This is a genomic window from Paenibacillus sp. FSL H7-0690 (assembly GCF_037980415.1).
Taxonomy (GTDB): domain Bacteria; phylum Bacillota; class Bacilli; order Paenibacillales; family Paenibacillaceae; genus Paenibacillus_AQ; species Paenibacillus_AQ odorifer.
The window spans coordinates 4,095,724-4,113,217 of record NZ_CP150281.1 but is presented as its reverse complement, the minus strand read 5'-3'; the positions used below and the strand labels follow the sequence as shown (position 1 = coordinate 4,113,217).

The 17,494-nt window shown below is 42.1% G+C and carries 10 protein-coding genes; all 10 read left to right on the top strand.

What is annotated here, in order from left to right; all coding sequences use genetic code 11:
• Nucleotides 1-13: 13 nt before the first annotated feature.
• The 10 genes from MHI32_RS18045 (at nucleotide 14) to MHI32_RS18000 (ending at nucleotide 17,324) form a co-directional block, all read left to right on the top strand.
• On the top strand, nucleotides 14-1,051 hold the full coding sequence (locus MHI32_RS18045; RefSeq protein ID WP_339187489.1) for an ROK family protein: 1,038 nt from the start codon (nucleotides 14-16) through the stop codon (nucleotides 1,049-1,051).
• A gap of 10 nt (nucleotides 1,052-1,061) precedes the next feature.
• Nucleotides 1,062-2,264, top strand: coding sequence for an MFS transporter (locus MHI32_RS18040; protein WP_339187487.1), 1,203 nt, complete (start codon nucleotides 1,062-1,064; stop codon nucleotides 2,262-2,264).
• Between the two features lie 65 nt (nucleotides 2,265-2,329).
• On the top strand, nucleotides 2,330-3,421 hold the full coding sequence (locus MHI32_RS18035; protein WP_339187485.1) for a glycosyltransferase family 2 protein: 1,092 nt from the start codon (nucleotides 2,330-2,332) through the stop codon (nucleotides 3,419-3,421).
• Nucleotides 3,421-4,038: a glycerol-3-phosphate acyltransferase gene (locus MHI32_RS18030; protein WP_339187482.1), complete on the top strand. Its 618-nt coding sequence runs from the start codon at nucleotides 3,421-3,423 to the stop codon at nucleotides 4,036-4,038. The genes MHI32_RS18035 and MHI32_RS18030 overlap by 1 nt, the downstream gene beginning before the upstream one ends.
• A gap of 224 nt (nucleotides 4,039-4,262) precedes the next feature.
• Nucleotides 4,263-6,494 carry a helix-turn-helix domain-containing protein gene (locus MHI32_RS18025; RefSeq protein WP_340010472.1) on the top strand — a complete coding sequence of 744 codons (2,232 nt, stop codon included), beginning with the start codon at nucleotides 4,263-4,265 and terminating at the stop codon, nucleotides 6,492-6,494.
• 195 nt (nucleotides 6,495-6,689) lie between these two features.
• On the top strand, nucleotides 6,690-7,664 hold the full coding sequence (locus tag MHI32_RS18020; protein ID WP_340010471.1) for an ABC transporter permease subunit: 975 nt from the start codon (nucleotides 6,690-6,692) through the stop codon (nucleotides 7,662-7,664).
• A gap of 30 nt (nucleotides 7,665-7,694) precedes the next feature.
• Nucleotides 7,695-8,558, top strand: a complete 864-nt coding sequence (locus MHI32_RS18015; protein WP_076129850.1) for a carbohydrate ABC transporter permease — start codon at nucleotides 7,695-7,697, stop codon at nucleotides 8,556-8,558.
• Nucleotides 8,559-8,645: 87 nt separating this feature from the next.
• Nucleotides 8,646-10,232: an extracellular solute-binding protein gene (locus MHI32_RS18010; RefSeq protein WP_340010469.1), complete on the top strand. Its 1,587-nt coding sequence runs from the start codon at nucleotides 8,646-8,648 to the stop codon at nucleotides 10,230-10,232.
• A 104-nt stretch (nucleotides 10,233-10,336) separates the two neighbouring features.
• Complete coding sequence (locus MHI32_RS18005) at nucleotides 10,337-11,773, top strand: glycosyl hydrolase family 28 protein (protein ID WP_340010468.1); 1,437 nt, start codon at nucleotides 10,337-10,339, stop codon at nucleotides 11,771-11,773.
• Between the two features lie 31 nt (nucleotides 11,774-11,804).
• The gene (locus tag MHI32_RS18000) at nucleotides 11,805-17,324 is read left to right on the top strand and encodes a discoidin domain-containing protein (protein ID WP_340010466.1); all 5,520 of its coding nucleotides are present in this window, start codon (nucleotides 11,805-11,807) and stop codon (nucleotides 17,322-17,324) included.
• Nucleotides 17,325-17,494: the final 170 nt, after the last annotated feature.

Here is a 17,494-nt window from a genome sequence, read left to right as displayed (position 1 = left end):
GGGTGGGAGAGCCATGGCGAGTGAGAAACGACTTCCTTCACAGCAAATGAAATCTGAAATTATCCGAAATATTCGAACAGCATTATTAGAACTAGGAAAAGCAACGAAGGCAGAGTTAAGCCATAAATTGCAATACAGTTTCCCAACGATAAGTAAATTTCTAATGCAGATGGAAGAGGCAGGGGAAATAACGGTCAGCGGTCTGGATGAGTCAAGTGGGGGAAGAAGGGCAATAAGATACACCTATAATCCGAATTATCGGTTAGGGATGGCTGTTTTTTTGGAAAAAAATGAAACCAATTTTACCATCTATAATTGCATTGGCGAGGTAATCAAAGAAGGGAGTTTGCCCAGTATTCTTGAGGAAGATGTTAGTAAACTGGTCATGCTTATTGAAGATGAAAAAAAGGCCAATCCTAAAATCCAATCTGTGGCTATTGGAGTTCCAGGTGCGGTGAATCATGGGCAGATTTTTCTGATTCCGGGTTATGAGAAATATCAGAATTTAGATTTGAAAAGACACATAGAAGATCAACTATCTATTCCGACAATCGTGGAAAATGATATGAATGCCGCTGTAATCGGCTATATGACGCAACGAAATTTGAAAGAGAATATATCTCTAATGTATCTGTATTTAGGGAAAAATGGTCCGGGGGCTGGGATCGCGGTCAATGGTGAAATCGTGCGAGGAAAGACGTTTTTTTCAGGAGAAGTTCAATTTTTGCCACAGTATGATCATAAAAATTTCATAGAGGCATTAACTGGAGATCCTGGTGGATCAAATATGCAATCGAATCATAGTGTGGATGCGATTAGTCGATTAGTGGCTACTATGACTTCTATTTTGAATCCGCATTATATTATTTTTTGTGAGGATGAATTAGCTCCAGCCATGCTTAATCAAATCTATGAACGGAGTGCAACATACGTTCCGAAGGAGCATCTTCCAGCGTTAGCGGTAAGTAACTTGAAACGTGATTATCTGAATGGATTACAAAGTCTTGGATTAGGCTTATTAGTTTCACAACAAATAGATGAGAACAATTAAGGAGATAACGATGGCAACTTTTTTTCTTATTATTATTTATTTAGCATTTATTAGTTTAGGCTTGCCGGATTCATTGCTTGGCTCCGCTTGGCCAGTGATGAGAATGGACTTAAATGCTTCATTAGGTACTGCTGGAATTCTTTCGATGGTTATTGCAGTAGGGACAATTGTGTCCAGTTTAATGAGTGGTGTTATCCTTAAACGTTTTGGTACAGGGAAAGTAACTCTTATTAGCTGTATCATGACTGCTGTAGCGTTGCTTGGTTTTGCAGGGTCACCTTCGTTAGTCTGGTTAATTATTGCTGCAATTCCACTTGGTTTAGGTGCGGGATCTGTAGATGCCGGATTAAATAGTTATGTGGCTACGCATTATAAAGCCCATCATATGAGTTGGTTACACTGTTTCTGGGGAGTGGGCGCCACGCTGGGTCCTATTATTATGGGCTCTTTTATCTCTGGAGAAGGTCTATGGCGGCAAGGTTATCTTACGGTTGCTTACATACAATTGTGCTTAGTCATTATTCTATTCGTTACACTGCCTTTATGGGATAGAGTGGCTGGGAGCAATAACCACCCGAATGCTGAAAGTGATCCTGAGTTCAATCATCCGGAGCTAGAGCATGCCGCAGAGAACACAAAACCATGGAAATTAAGAGGGGTAAAGCTAGCAATGTTAACCTTTTTATTTTATTCTGCCATCGAAACGAGTATGGGCTTATGGGGGAGCAGCTTTCTTGTAAACATTAAAGACATTCCTGCATCAACTGCAGCGACATGGGTATCATTTTTTTATCTAGGGATTACCTTTGGTAGAATGGTGACGGGTTTCATTACTTTTAAAATGAGTAATAAACAGCTAATTCGATATGGCCAGCTCATTGCTTTAATCGGTACGGTGCTGTTAGTATTGCCGCTTCCAACTATAGTTTCACTTGTAGGATTTATGATTATAGGTTTAGGGTTAGCCCCTATTTTTCCGTGTATGCTACATGAAACCCCTGTACGATTCGGGAAGAAACATGCTCAGTCGATTATGGGCTTTCAGATGGCAACAGCTTATACCGGCACCACGCTGATGCCGCCTTTTATCGGCTTATTAGCTTCGAAATTCACGCTGGGTATTTTTCCTGCGATGATCGTTTTTTTCGCCATCGTTATGCTCTTGTGTACAGAAAAGCTTAATCAATACTCAGCAAAAGTAAATGTCGGTTAAATTTGAATTGAATATATTACGGACTAACCCTTCATATATATAGCTATAGGAGGGGGGAGCTGTAAATGTGGTTGTTAATTATTATAGGTGTTGGATGTCTCTCCGGTTTTATATTGTTTAGAAAGAATATATTGGCCGCCGATCACGAACATGTTCAAGGACCGGAGAAATTGTCCATCATTATCCCCGCAAGAAATGAAGAATACAATTTGCGTTTTCTGCTCGACTCACTCCAGCTCCAAACCATTGCCCCCTATGAAATTATTGTTGTGGATGATTTCTCGGAGGATCGGACCAAGGAAATTGCCGAAAGCTATGGAGTTAAGGTTATTGCCAACAGCAGTCTCCCTGAGGGATGGACGGGCAAGAGCTGGGCAGTCTGGAATGGATATTTACAAGCCTCGGGCGATATTTTTGCTTTCTTGGATGCAGATATCCGGTTAAAGCCTAACGCTCTGGCCTCATTATTAAAAGCAAGGGAGCTATCGAAAGGTGTCATTTCGGTAGTTCCTTTTCATCATACAGAAAAGCTGTTTGAGAAACTTGCCTTAATCATGAATATGCTGGGGATCTTCACATTCACCTCTGTTTTTGAAAAGAATAACGCTAAAAAAGGATTATACGGTTCGTGTATTCTAGCTTTAAGGCAGGATTATGAAAAAGTTAATGGCCATCAAAGCATTAGATCTGAAGTGCTGGATGATTTGTCTTTAGGAGAGAAGTTTATCGCTGCAGGTGTTCCCATTAGAAATTTTATCGGTTATGGCTTAGTATCTTTTCGTATGTATCCGAAGGGGATAAAAAGTGAGATTGAAGGCTTCAGTAAAGGGGCTGTCTTAAGCACCTCAACGATAAGCCCGCGGACAATTATTCCAATCGCGCTTTGGGTGATCGGACTCATCATCTCAGAAACTGTGTTTATTTTTGCGAATACTACATGGTTTATGCCTTTATTGATCGGTTATCTCCTTTATATGTTCCAGCTCTTTTATTTTATAAAATATGTAGGTGTATTTGGCATCGTTATTCCTGTATTTCACGTGGTGGCAACTGTTTTCTTTATCTTGATCATGCTGTATTCGATTTATCAGGTTGTTTTTCTGAGGCATGTAAGCTGGAAAGGAAGGCATATTCAGGTGGGAGGCCCTAGGGACTAATGATCATATTGTGGGTCGCGGGTTTATTTTTGTCGGGATCTCTTATGTTTTCCTATTGGCTTGGTCTTGCGCGTAAAAAGAACTTGAAAGACATTGGCGACGGTAATCCGGGGGCTTTGAATCTATGGAAGTCATCTGGCTATAAATTCGGAATTTTTGGGGTGTTGTTGGATTTTTTAAAAGGATATCTGCCTCTTTTATGGGTAATGGAAAGTCATTATAGTCAGGGTTATTTCATTATTCCGCTAGCCTTAGCTCCTATTGCCGGTCATGCCTTCTCTCCATTTCTTAAAGGAAAAGGAGGGAAGGCGATTGCCGTAACCTTTGGGGTATGGAGCGCGTTGACAGGATTCAAGGCCTCTTTAGCGTTAGCAGTTATCCTGGCAGTGTTGAAAGTGCTCGGCAGCGGGTACAAAAGCAGAGGGAATTCACCTGTCTCGGATGGTGTGCAAGTGGTTAGCGGAATGCTGCTCCTTTTTGTCTATTTGTGCATCAGTAAGTGGTCTGCTCCTATCCTGTGGGTATGGTTTGGGAGCTTTGTGATCCTTGTGTATACGCACAGGTTAGAATGGATTGCATGGGTGAAGGAATATTCAAAAAGGGAGCGGGGGCATTGAAGTTACTTTCTTTGTCGCGATAGATGTTTTGTATAGGTTAATAAACAGGTTTCCAGCGATTAATTTCGGGGAAGCCTGTTTTTTTTCGGTTTTATAAGATGCGTTATCTTTAAACAGAAGATTTTATAATAGCTAAAGTTGGTGTATTTTAGTATCTTTAATTATAAATGCTTTCAATTTAGAAAGTTACAGAGATAGGGTTATGAACTAAAGGGGGGCTTGTGATGAAGATCGGCGGCAGAGTAAGAAATGGAGGCACATGGTTTACCCATCTGATTTTTTCATTCACATTATTAGCCGTTGTTTTAATCGGACTTGTGGGCAGTTATCTGTATGTTCAGGCTAATCGCTTAATGGTGGATGAGATTGCCAGAGACAGTAAGCAACGACTGATGACTTCAAGTGATTTTGTGGAGAATACGCTGCTGCAAAAATACGAAAACAGTATCCGCAACCGAGCAGTGTCTACCTTGTCGTTAGAAAATCAATCTATGCTGAATTATTTACTGGATAGTGAATGGGAAGGCAATACGAGCAGAATATTAGCTTTTCGCAAGGATCTCGAAATTTTCAAGCTTACTAATGAAGGCGTTTACAAAATATCCACATACTTCGAGAAAGGAAATTATATCATCGATAACAGCCAATTTTATTCGAAGCTGGACAATTCTCCAGATGCTTCCTTCTTGAAAACTTCAGTGACACCAGCCTTAAACCGCTGGACATATAGAACGTTATCGGATGAAGAAGAGGTGTTGACTTACGCAATCGCCCTTCCCTATGGTGCTTTATCAAAAACATCAACCGGCACCATGTACATTGACGTTAGCTTAGAATACATCAATAAAATGATTTCCAGCACGATGAGCTCGCCGATGGAAAAGCTATATGCTTTTGATGAAAAGGGCAGCCCTATTATCCATACGGGCTCGAACGTCGAAGAGGGGTTTAAGACTGCTAAGCAATGGATGGAGTCAGCAGGGAATAATAAGGAAATTCATTATAATAAACGCGACAAATATGTGTTGTCTTTTAAAAATGACCAAACCTCGAATAATCAATGGAAATACGTATTAATACGGCCTATGAATTCATTTGTATCCTCATCAAAGCAGCTGAAGAGCCAAATATTTGTCAGCTGTATCCTGGTATTGTTAATTGGGCTTCTATTCGCTTATTTGATTTCCAAACGTGTCTATGTTCCGATGAAGAAGCTTGTTAACAATGTTCGCAGCTTTTATCATCCAGGCACCGTAAACTATTCGCAAAATGAATTCGCTATTATTGGTAGTACAATCTCAAAGCTAGGTCAAAAAATCGAAACCTTAGAATCTAAAGCTAAAGTGAATGAACTAAAAAATCTGGTATTAGGTGCAGGCGTTGGCTCGGATTACTACGATTATTTACCTTTGCAATGTCATTACATGAGTAGCTATATTCGTATAACTAAGGGAGATTGCGAGGAATTCAGGGCTTTTTATGAACAGCATGCTGCTTATAGCTTTTATAAATTCGTCAGCTTAAATACCCAGGAAGCGGCGCTTATCTATTTCAGTGAGTTGAATAAGGATCACGAAGAGCTGGAGCTTTTATTATTGAAGGAACTGGAGCTTATAAAAAATGTGTTGCCTGAGCAACTACACTTTGGAGCAGCGCTTGGATCGAAGGTTCAGGCACCTGAAGAAATCCCCTTTTCGTATCAAAATGCCTTACATGCCTATCGATATCGGTTTATCTATGGTTCGGAAGCTATTGCGCGGTATTCAAATATCCCGCTTAACGATGTTACACCACACTTATTCTCTTTTGATCTTTATAAAAATGCCTTAAAGGCGGGCAATGACGTTACGATGAACAGGTTTATGGACGATTTCCAAAGGGTCATGGAGAAAGGTGATGTCCAATTGGAGACGGTTGAGTTAGGCCTGCTTCAGTTGGTTACGGTCCTGTATCAGACCATTATTGAGCTTGATCTGCAACAAATCGTTTCGCCTTCCAGTCTGTTCGATGAGTTCAAAAAGGAGACGTTGGCCGAAACCCTTGATTCCATTCGTGATTTATCGGCACAAATTACAGCTTATATTCAAGAGTCAGGAAATCACGCACATACAGAGATCATTCATAAATTAAAAATCTTTATCGATGATAATATTCAAGAGGATTTATCGCTAAATAAATTATCTGAGGTTGCTTCGTTGGCGCCATCGTATATTTCTACCTTGTTCGGAACCGTTATGAATGAATCGTTCACTGAATATGTAACCCGAGTGCGGTTGGAGAAGGCGGCTGATTTATTAAGAGAAAAAAAGCAGCTGTCGGTGGCTGAGATTTCTGCTCAGGTGGGTTATCGTAACCCGCAATATTTTCACAACAAATTCAAAACACGTTACGGAGTTACACCGGTCCAGTATAGGAACGCAGGCAATGCAAACCATTCGAACCATTCAAGTGCATAATTCTCCAATCCATGTGGAAAAGGCAATCGTCTCGCGATTGTCTTTTCTTTTGTTCGAAAAATTATAGCCCCAATACGAAGATAATTTACTGATTTTAATGAATTTACAATAGAAAAAGCGCTTACAATGCCCTAACGTAAGGGGTGTTCAGACACAGTCTTAACGCAAAATCGTATTCGGAAGGAGAAAACAACTATGAACCCGGCAAGCACTGCTGGCATTCAAAAACAGGGAGAGAATCTTAAGCCGAAAGTCTCGAGGTGGACACATACTTGGCGCCAATACAAAAAAAACAAATATTTATTCTTATTACTAGCTCCCGTGATCATCTGGTATACCGTATTTGCTTATGGCCCGATGTATGGCATTCAACTGGCTTTTAAAGATTATTTTATTCGTGATGGAATTTGGGGAAGTCCTTGGGTCGGCTTAAAGCATTTCGAATATTTGTTCACAGCTTCACCCGACTTTTTGAAAATCATTAAGAACACGCTTATTATCAGTTTTTACCATATCATTTTTGGTTTTCCTGCACCGATCATATTGGCTCTGTTATTTAACGAACTTAGGTTTTCCTTCTTCAAGAAGGTTGCACAGACGATATCCTATTTACCCCATTTCTTATCCTGGATCGTTATTGGGGGGATATTGATCGCTTTGTTATCTCCGAATTCCGGTGTGGTCAATTATATTATTCAGTGGCTCGGCTTTGATCCCATTTACTTTTTAGGCAGCGAGAAATATTTCCGCTTTACGCTCGTTATGTCAGGAATATGGAAGGAAATCGGCTGGGGAACGATTATATACTTAGCAGCATTAGCAAGCATCGATTCCCAAATGTACGAAGCTGCAGTTCTGGACGGAGCCAATCGCTGGAAACAAACGTTATTTATCACCATTCCTTCGATCCTGCCGGTGATTGCTATTCTGCTTATTCTTCGGGTAGGGAGTGTGCTGGATGCTGGCTTCGATCAAGTCTTAACACTTTATTCACCAGCTGTATATGGGGTGACGGATACGTTAGATACTTATGTGTACCGGATAGGTCTGCAAAACTTTCAGTTCAGTCTAACGACGGCTGTTGGATTATTTAAAAATGTGGTGGGTCTTATCCTGGTGTTATTTGCTAACTTCATAACGAAAAAAATGGGGCAGGAAGGTCTTTATTAATGAATGAATGTAAGGAAGGAGTAACTACAATTGAAGCTATCCACTGGTGAAAAAGTATTCCAAGTCTTTCTAATCCTATTTGTAATCATTCTTTGTATTACGATGATTTATCCCTTCTTGCATGTGCTCTCTATATCGTTTAGCACCCCTGCGGAAGCACTACGGCCGGGAATTCATTTCTATCCCAAAGAAGTTTCCTTCTTTGCTTGGAAGCGTGTACTGACAACAGATACGGTCTGGCAAACGATGGGGAATACGGTTTTCCGCACAGTTGTAGGAACAGTTCTGACACTCGTGTTTCTGTCACTGGGAGCATATCCGCTATCTCGTAAATATTTGCCGCACCGGGGATTTTATACAATGTTCATTGTCGTAACGATGTTTTTTGGCGGCGGGCTTATCCCTACCTATCTGCTAATCAAAAGTCTGGGACTTATAAATTCGTTATGGGTTTATATTGTCCCCGGCCTGCTCAGCACGTTTAATCTTCTGCTCCTGCGAAATTTCTTTATGGGTATACCGGAGGAACTGGAGGATTCAGCTAAAATAGATGGGGCTAATGATATGCGGATCTTATTTACGATTGTTATTCCGCTGTCGAAGCCTGTTCTAGCAACATTAGCCCTATGGACTGCAGTAGGGCACTGGAACGCTTGGTTTGATGCAATGTTGTATATGCAGGATCAATCAAAGATTGTACTGCAGCTTTTCTTAAGACGGCTTGTTATTTCAGCCGAAGGAGATCCGATGTTACCACTTCCTACCAATGAGCAGGCTCCTGAAATGGTCAAAGCGGCTATTATTATGTTTACAGCGCTGCCTATATTAATGATCTATCCATTCCTGCAACGTTTCTTCGTCAAAGGAATTATGGTTGGATCACTTAAGGGTTAGAAGGCTTAGAACGGTTTAAACAGTCCGCTATATCCGCGGGCTGTCTAAATATATAGATGAACAAAAAAAGGGAGGAAATAAAAGAATATGAGGCATACATCCAAGAAATGGTTGGAAATTGCTGCGATAGCCCTATCGGCTTCACTTGTCATGAGTGGTTGCGGCGGGAATGCGGCGAATAATAGCACTAACGAAGCGAAGGCGACGAATCAAGGTCAAGGGGGGGCATCAGCAGCTGAAGCTCCGATTGAAATTATTTGGGCGAACAACTTTAATACGCCAGAAGAAGACGGTAACTATGTGCAAACCGAGCTCGAGAAGAAATTTAATGTAAAAATCAAAAATATTAAATTGGAACGTGGAACTTGGAAAGAACAATTTTCAGTGCTTCTAGCTTCTGGAGATATTCCTGATATCTTCCCGGTCGATGCAAACGAAACGGATATGGTGCAATGGGCAGATCAAGGGATTATTGCGACGATTGATAAGGCTGAAATTGAATCCCTGATGCCGAAATATGCAGCAGCATTGGATTCGGTTGATTCCGGGGCATGGGGCGTAGGCTTATACAACGAAAAAAACTGGGGGATCCCGAAAATTTGGCCAGGTGGTCTTGATGGATTTATTCCGGGCTATAATGAAACCTGGCTGAAAAATATTGGCTACTCAGAACCTCCAAAGACCCTGGAAGAGCTTGAGGATGTACTCACCAAATTTGTTAATGAAGATCCGGACAAAAATGGGAAGAAGGATACTTACGGCTTAATCGGCCGCGGCAAGCTTCCAGAGCAATTGTTCACAAGTGTATTCTCAGCATTTGCTGTTTCCCCTTATCAGTTCAAGAAGGATGCTTCCGGGAACGTAGTTTATGGAGGCATTACAGAAGAGACGCGATCAGCATTGGCGTTATTGAGCAAATGGTACAAAGCAGGTCTGATTGATCCTGAATTCATAACTAGTGATAATAACGAAATCAATATTAAATTTGCTGATCAAAAAGTGGGTATGGTTGATAACGGGAAGTGGGGCAATTTTTATAAAGAATCTGGGTTTGTCGCAAAACCTGGTCTAGAGAAAGGTCAAATATTCGTGCCTGGCAAGCCGTTTACAGCCCCAGATGGCGTTGCTTATTCTTTCGCGTATGGTGCAAGACAAGCACCGGTATTGTTCGGTGTTCAACTCGAAAAGGATGAGAAGAAACGTCATAAGATTATGGAAATTCTCGAATATGTGTCTACGGATTCCGAAGGTTTTCTGCTGACAGGTTTCGGTCAATTGGGTGTGAGCTATGATATGGAAGGGGACCTTGCCATTCCAAAAGCGGATGAAGAGGTTAGTGCTCCGAAGATGGGAGCAGGTAATTTCTATAATCCACTTAGCTCCACAGACACTTCAATGGAAAAACATACGGTAAAACAAGAATTGCTAGATTTGAGAGACAAGATCACTCCAGGTGTTACACCATTGCTAGATGTACTGGGACCAGCGGTATTAACAAGCAAACCCAAGTATTGGGGCAATCTGAAGACGTTGCAAGATACGTTTGTTATCAAAGCAATTACAGGAGAAGCGAACACGGGTAAAGATTTTGATAATTTCAAGGATAGCTGGCTAAAGGCCGGAGGTCAGGAAGTAACGGATGAGGTAAATAAAGTGCTGGCAGATCGTAAATAGCAGCGTTCGCTGATTAGTACTGGATGATAGGCTGGAGCAAAAGCTTGCTCCAGCCTATTTATTAAACCCTTAAGAGAGTTGATTTTAAGATAACGGAGGTAGAAATGAGCGGATTAATTATTTATGAGCAGCCGAATGAAGCCCTGGGGAAAGACGATTTTACAGTGAGTGTACGAGAGCCTGGTGGGGGATGGCAAGCACTGTTTGTTTTTGAAGCAAAGGTGGATATGCATCAGGTTCGATCGACATCGATGGTTTATTTTGATATGGAAGGCACGGTGGAGGTCTCTGTTCATTGTAATAACCGGCAGATTGAACAAGCGGTTATTCGCCCTTTGGCAACCCATATCCCCATTCAAATCGAAGAGAATACCCTTTTGTTCACATTGGAGCACCCGTGTAAGCTTTCCATTGAAATCAATGGAGAACGTTTTAGTAACTTGCATCTTTTTGCCAACCCCTTGGAGACAGCCCCACCTAAACTTGACGATGATAATGTAGTGCTTGTCCAACCAGGAATACATCAATTTGCGGCTATCGCAGAACAAGTTCAGCATTTGTCAGAAAGGGCTAATGGGGAGCGTCAGACGATATATTTTATGCCCGGGCTTCATCAATTCGAGAATCTAATGCTGCATATCCCTTCTGGGACCACAGTTTATATTGCCGGAGGCGCGATCCTTTGCGGATCCATAATTATTGACCATGCTGAGAATGTTGTTGTTCGCGGCAGAGGTGTTCTGTATTTAGCGGATATGGAGAAAACCACTTATTTAAGAGGCGTTCAAATCCAGCATTCTGAACAGATTGAGATCGAAGGGATCATCACGCTTGATCCTCCGCATTACAGTATATATATCGGAGCGTCTAAGCATATCCGCATTCATAACTTCAAAGCTTTCAGTACACGCGGCTGGTGTGATGGAATTGATATGATGGCTAGCTCAAATGTGGATATTAAAGATGTGTTCTTGAGAACTTCTGATGATTGCATTGCCATATACGGCAGCCGTGGAGAGTATTATGGAGACTCACGCCATATCACGGTTAAAGATTCCATACTCTGGGCGGACGTTGCTCATGCCATGCATGTCGGTATTCATGGTGATCACCAACATAATGGCGATATTATAGAAAATATTTGGTTTGAAAATATCGATGTGCTTGAGCATCACGAGCCGCAGGAAAATTATTGGGGGGTTATGGCAATCTGTGCAGGGGACAACAATACCGTTCGTAAGGTTACTTTCAAAAATATCCGGGTGGAGGATTTTGAACTGGGGCAGCTGTTTGATGTCCGCGTGTTGTGGAATAAAACCTATAATCCGGTGCCAGGACGATGTATCGAAAATATAGAGTTTAGCGATATCACCTACAATGGGAAGAATATCAATCCTTCCCGGATATTCGGCTATGACGAGGAAAGAGGTGTGAAGGATATTTATTTTTATAATCTTCAGATTAATGGAGAGGTTATTGTCGACCTGAATAACAAACATTTTGTAGTGAATGAATTTGCCAGCGGTATTTATTTGCATTAAATCAGAGGATGTAAATGAATGGAGGAGAACAATGAATTCATTTAAAGAGCTACTCTTTGGAAAATCGCTTAAACGTATTGTTAGGATCACAGTTTCCTTAAGTTTGTTGGTAACGCTAGTGCCTATATCGGCAGAAGGAGCCGCAGTAGAATCGACAGAGCTGTCGATAATTACGGATTACCAACCTACCATTAATGAGATTATAGATGAAAGCGGATTCAAACATCCGGGTGTTGGCCTGACCAAGGATATTCTTGAGAATATTAGGACACAGGTACGGGCGCAAAAAGAACCCTGGATCACTTATTATAATCAGATGCTTCTCTCTCCGGCAGCTTCAAGGACGGTCACTTCCAACAATCAAAGTGGTGCGGATCCGTTGAAACCAGCGAGCGATGCTTTTAATAGCCAGGGCTTTAATTCAAGATTTATAGCGGATGGTTTGAAGGCTTATACACAAGCTCTATTGTATGTAATATCGGGTGATGAGGTTTACAGAGCCAATGCCATGCATATTATCCGGATTTGGTCACAGATGGACCCTGAGAAATACGTGTATTTTAATGATGCACATATTCATACAGGAATTCCACTTAATCGAATGGTTACTGCGGCGGAAATCTTAAGGTACACAAGTGCTCAAACTGAAGAGCTGAAATGGACGGAAAAAGATGTCGCTGATTTTACGAATAATCTTATTAATCCGGTTATTGAAACGTTCCAACACACAAATGATCGTTTTATGAACCAGCATCTTTATCCGCTGCTTGGAGCTATGTCAGGTTATATTTTTACAGGAAATACAGAGAGGTACAATGAGGGAGTTGAATGGTTTACCGTCAATAAAACCGCTGTCGATCAGGGGCAAAATGGCGCGATAAAAGCTTTATTCAGATGGGTTGATACAAATATTGTAACAGGGGAAAAAGTTAATCCACCCGTAGTTCAGCATGTTGAAATGGGCAGAGATCAGGCGCATGGCGCTGGGGATATAACGAATGTAGAGATTTTATCACGTTTATTATTGGCTCAGGAAACAAAGGTAGATCCGGTAGAGGGGACTGTTTCTAGTGCGCCAAATGCGGTGGGTCCGTATGAATTTCTAGATCAACGGATTTTAAAAGCTGCCGACTACTTTGCTCAGTATATGATTGGCCATGATACACCCTGGATTCCAGTGGCGGCACATACAGATGTAAATGGAAATCCAACGATTATCTATAAACACTTGGCTGGCGGTTACAGGGGGAGAATTGGCGGTAATGTCTATGACCTTTATTATTATTATAAATATACAGCTGGAATAAATATGGAGGTTGAAGCTCCTTATTTTAGCGAGATGTTTGCTAAGCGATTGCCTTTCTATTGGGAGTCTCCGGATGGAGGCGGGGATTATTGGCTGTACATTCCTAAAGAAGCAGAGGGCGAGGGTACGCTCAATTTGCCGAAGGTGATAACGAATCCAGATTTGAGAGAACTAGAAGACCGGTACACGAAGCTTGATGGTCACTCCACCACAAAACAAGAAGGAGACACTACTTACGTTGAAATTACCGCAACAGATGAGGGCAGTAAAATTGCTTTTGTGGGTGCAAGCAGTGGCGAACGAATCATTGCTTTTAAGATTCGGACTAATGGCATAGCAACCATGGAGGTGTTTGGCGATACCGTTACGCTGCCCGATACAAAGGGGCAATGGAGGTATATTCAGTATGAGTTCAATGAGTTCCAAGGCTTCAGCGATCTTGTCTATTTTAATGTAAAAGGAAATGGAACAACAGTCGATATTGACCATATTAATTTAAAAGCTGGGGCACAGCTTACCCCTCCAGTATTTACATCAGGAAAGGCACCAGTATCTTTATTTACCTATGAGGGATCTACAGCTGCAATTCAATTTGATTTCTCTGCGACAGACGCAGGTGCAACGGATGTTGTTACCTATCAAGCGGATCAGTTACCTGAGGGTGCAGTGTTCAATGAGACTTCAGGTGTTTTCTCTTGGTCTGGAGCACATGCGGGAACCTACTCCTTTGTAGTGAGTGCCGCAGATGGAACTTCGGTTACAGCCAAGGATGTTAGTGTTGTAGTAGCGAATGATCGGCAATCTGCCGTCAACGCCGTCATTTCTCCTTATCATGTTGATGTGCCTTACATTTCGGCAACGTTAGCTCACTATAAGCAAGTGCACGCTGAGGTAATGGATGTAATTACTACTGCCACTGACGAGGTCTTCTATCAGAAGTTATTTGACCTGAATCTCGCAGTGCAAAGTCTTAAAGAATTGACGCCATTAATGAAAGATGGAAGTGTTAATTTTACGAATATGTTTGTTAGCTCAACCTTTGGTAACGCTGTCCCGAACCTGCTGGACAACACAAATGATAGTTTTGTGGGGTATTATACAGCGCAGGATCGGGCGCATTACATGGATTTAGGACCGGATTTTCAAATATCAGCAGAAAGCTTTGAGCTTCAGGTAAGAGCTAGTTTTCCGGAGAGAATTGGCGGCGTTGCAATGTTCGGATCGAATGACAAAGAAAATTGGACCCGCTTAACCCCCGGTTTGACAACAGTTACTGAAGAGATGCAGAGACTTGAGGTTCAAGCAGGCCTGGAGCATGAAAAATTCCGATTTTTGAAAATGGAAATGATAAAGCCTTCGAGTACTATGCTGGAAATTGCTGAATTTAGAATCTTTGGCCAGCGGTATGAGACAGTAAATCAATTAGAGTCCGTGTCCATTCACTCGGATCAAAGCTTAAGAAATCGAATTATACCAGGGGATACGATTCAATTATCCTTTAAGTCTACAGAAATGATCCATAATGCCACGGCCCATATACAGGGTCAACCTGTTGCAGTCAGTTCTGTGGACAATATCAACTGGACAGCTAAGCTTGTGGTGAATGAAAATGTTCCATCAGGTACTGTGAAATTTAAGATCATTTATAAAACGGCAGCTGGAGCGGATGCAGTAGAGACTATTTTTACAACAGATGGTTCTACTTTATTCATTGCAGATCAGACGGGACTTATCGCTAATGTGCTTGAGATAGCAAACCTAATCGATTCCAGTGGAAGAAATCCGGCTGATCTTTTGGCAACAGCAAAAGTTTTATTTGATAATCATTTAGGTTCCATCACTGATTTTCGTTTAAATGGCAGTGGTTATGGTGCATATCTAACCTTTGACTTTAAAGAAGGCGGTGAGGCATTGCTGTCTAGGGTAGAAGTAATCGGAAGGCAAGACAATTATACGGGCAGAATTAATGGAACAGTGGTGCAAGGCTCCAACGACAATGTGACGTGGATTACGATCTCTAATGTAGCAGGAAATACGCCGGAATGGCAGACGTTGACGATTAACAGCACAGAACCCTATCGTTATATCCGCATCACCAATGGAAACAACTGGTATGGAAACATGGCTGAACTACGTTTGTATGGTGATGTTACAATCAATTCAAAGCTTGATGCGGTATCCATTAGCTCCGACCAAAGTATCCAGAAACGAATTGTGTCTGGGAACACGGTGAAATTGTCTTTTAAAGCAAGCGATGCAATTAACCAAGTGAATGTCAATATTCAGGGTCAAGTCGCAACCATTGCTACTGTCGATAAGATCAATTGGACGGCTGAAGCGGTCATGGGCAATAACGTACAACCTGGGCCTGTGAACTTTAGTATTAAATACAAGTCAAAGGAGGGAATCGAGGGGCCGGAAAAAACATCAACTACAGATGGTTCATCTCTGTACATTCCCGATGAGACCGAGTTGATTAGTAATGTGCTTGCGATTACTAATTTAAGTGATTCCAGTGGGAGAACACCAACTGATCTCAGGAATGTTGCGGGATTATTATTCGATGGAAATGCAGGCTCAATTACGGATTTTCGGGTAAATGGCAGTGGATATGGAGGATTTATAACGTTTGATTTTAAAGAAGGGAATAGGGTTCAGCTGTTCAAGGCAGAGGTGCTTTCCAGGCAAGATAATTATTTTACACGAATCAATGGGACTGTGGTTCAGGGTTCGAATGATAATACAAGCTGGACGACAATCTCCTCTCCTGCAGGAAAAACGATGGATTGGCAGACCTTAAGTATTAGTAACGCAGAAGCCTATCGTTATATCCGGATCTATAATAGTAGTAATTGGTTTGGAAACATGGCGGAATTACGCTTTTATGGCGTAGTGAAAGGGGCGGACCCAACAGCTCCGGTGACAACGGATGATGCGCCACAAGGTTGGACCAACAAGGATACGTTGGTAACCTTCACAGCTACAGATGCGGGCTCTGGTGTTGCGGCAACCTATTTCACAGTAAACGGTGGCGAGCAGCAAACCGGGAATTCAGTTATTTTGTCCAATGAAGGAACACATAAGTTAGTTTATTGGAGCGTTGATAGAGAGGGTAATGTGGAACAGCCGCAGAAGACTGCTGTGGTGAAGATTGATCGGACCGCACCACAGTTGGTAATTAAAGGAGAGAGTTCCTATACCATAGAGCAGACATTAAACATCACCTGTAGTGCAGCTGATACTGTATCAGGCATCACTTATTCGCCATGTGATTCAACGCTCGCAGATGTTAAAGCGTATACGCTGGAAGCGGGAACTCATAGTGTAACTGCGAAAGCCGAGGATGCGGCGGGCAATGTCGGGCTGGCAGAGCATTCGTATAGTGTATATGCGACATTTGACAGCTTGTCGGCATTAACCGAAAATTTTGCAGCTGAGACGGGTGCTCCAGATTTAGAAAACGTAACCAATTCACTTAAGCAGCAGCTGGCGATCGCCAAAGAAAAAGCTCAGCAGCATGCTGGCGCAGAAGTTCACAGCTTGCTGGAAGCTTTTAATAGTGAAGTGAATCTCCAGAGCAATCAGGTGTTCACTTCTGAGCAGGCAGAGGTTCTAGTCCGTTGGTCACAATGGCTCCAGAATACAACTCCGCTTGCTGGTGGAGCCCCTGGAAAGCCAGTGTTATCTGACAATAATGGGCACGACACCGGGCTTCGAGATGGCAGCTATGCCGTCACGATGAATCTTTGGTGGGGGAACAACGGTACCGAGTTTAAGCTCTATGAAAACGACGTACTGATCAGTACCCAGATGCTGACGGACAGCTCACCGAATGCACAAGCCGTGAGTACGGATATTTTGAGCAAATCAAATGGAACCTACACGTACACGTGCGAACTAGTCAACAGCTTCGGCTCGACAACCTGCGATCCGCTTATCCTTACTGTTACCGATGCAACACCGGGAAAGCCTATAGTATCCCACGACAACTGGAGCGGGGATGGAACTTACGACGTTGTGATGAATATGTGGTGGGGAACCAATGGTACTGAGTACCGTTTATATGAGAATGGAGAAGTAATCGACACACAGACACTAAGCACGGCTACCCCTGCGGCTCAGCTGACAGTTACGAAACTTAAAGATAAGACACCAGGTGTATATGAATACTACGCGGTATTAGTCAATGCATCAGGTGAGACATCTAGCGAGAAAATCAGAGTAACTGTCAAGCCAAGAAACTAACCATAGAGCTGATGTAATAGGAAGGCCCTTTCTTCGGGATGACCGAGGGAGGGGCTTTTTATAGCAGTTAAAGGATACTATTGAGGGATTGAAACGTTGAATAACAAACGGAGAATTAGGGAAATCTGTAAATTGACATAACACCTATAGGTGTTATAATGAAAAGCGAA

Bases quoted from the DNA above. Each gene is read 5' to 3' on its own strand.
- MHI32_RS18040 (WP_339187487.1), top strand. From the start codon at position 1,062: ATGGCAACTTTTTTTCTTATTATTATTTATTTAGCATTTATTAGTTTA.
- MHI32_RS18020 (WP_340010471.1), top strand. From the start codon at position 6,690: ATGAACCCGGCAAGCACTGCTGGCATTCAAAAACAGGGAGAGAATCTT.
- MHI32_RS18025 (WP_340010472.1), top strand. From the start codon at position 4,263: ATGAAGATCGGCGGCAGAGTAAGAAATGGAGGCACATGGTTTACCCAT.
- MHI32_RS18030 (WP_339187482.1), top strand. From the start codon at position 3,421: ATGATCATATTGTGGGTCGCGGGTTTATTTTTGTCGGGATCTCTTATG.
- MHI32_RS18005 (WP_340010468.1), top strand. From the start codon at position 10,337: ATGAGCGGATTAATTATTTATGAGCAGCCGAATGAAGCCCTGGGGAAA.
- MHI32_RS18045 (WP_339187489.1), top strand. From the start codon at position 14: ATGGCGAGTGAGAAACGACTTCCTTCACAGCAAATGAAATCTGAAATT.
- MHI32_RS18035 (WP_339187485.1), top strand. From the start codon at position 2,330: ATGTGGTTGTTAATTATTATAGGTGTTGGATGTCTCTCCGGTTTTATA.
- MHI32_RS18000 (WP_340010466.1), top strand. From the start codon at position 11,805: ATGAATTCATTTAAAGAGCTACTCTTTGGAAAATCGCTTAAACGTATT.
- MHI32_RS18010 (WP_340010469.1), top strand. From the start codon at position 8,646: ATGAGGCATACATCCAAGAAATGGTTGGAAATTGCTGCGATAGCCCTA.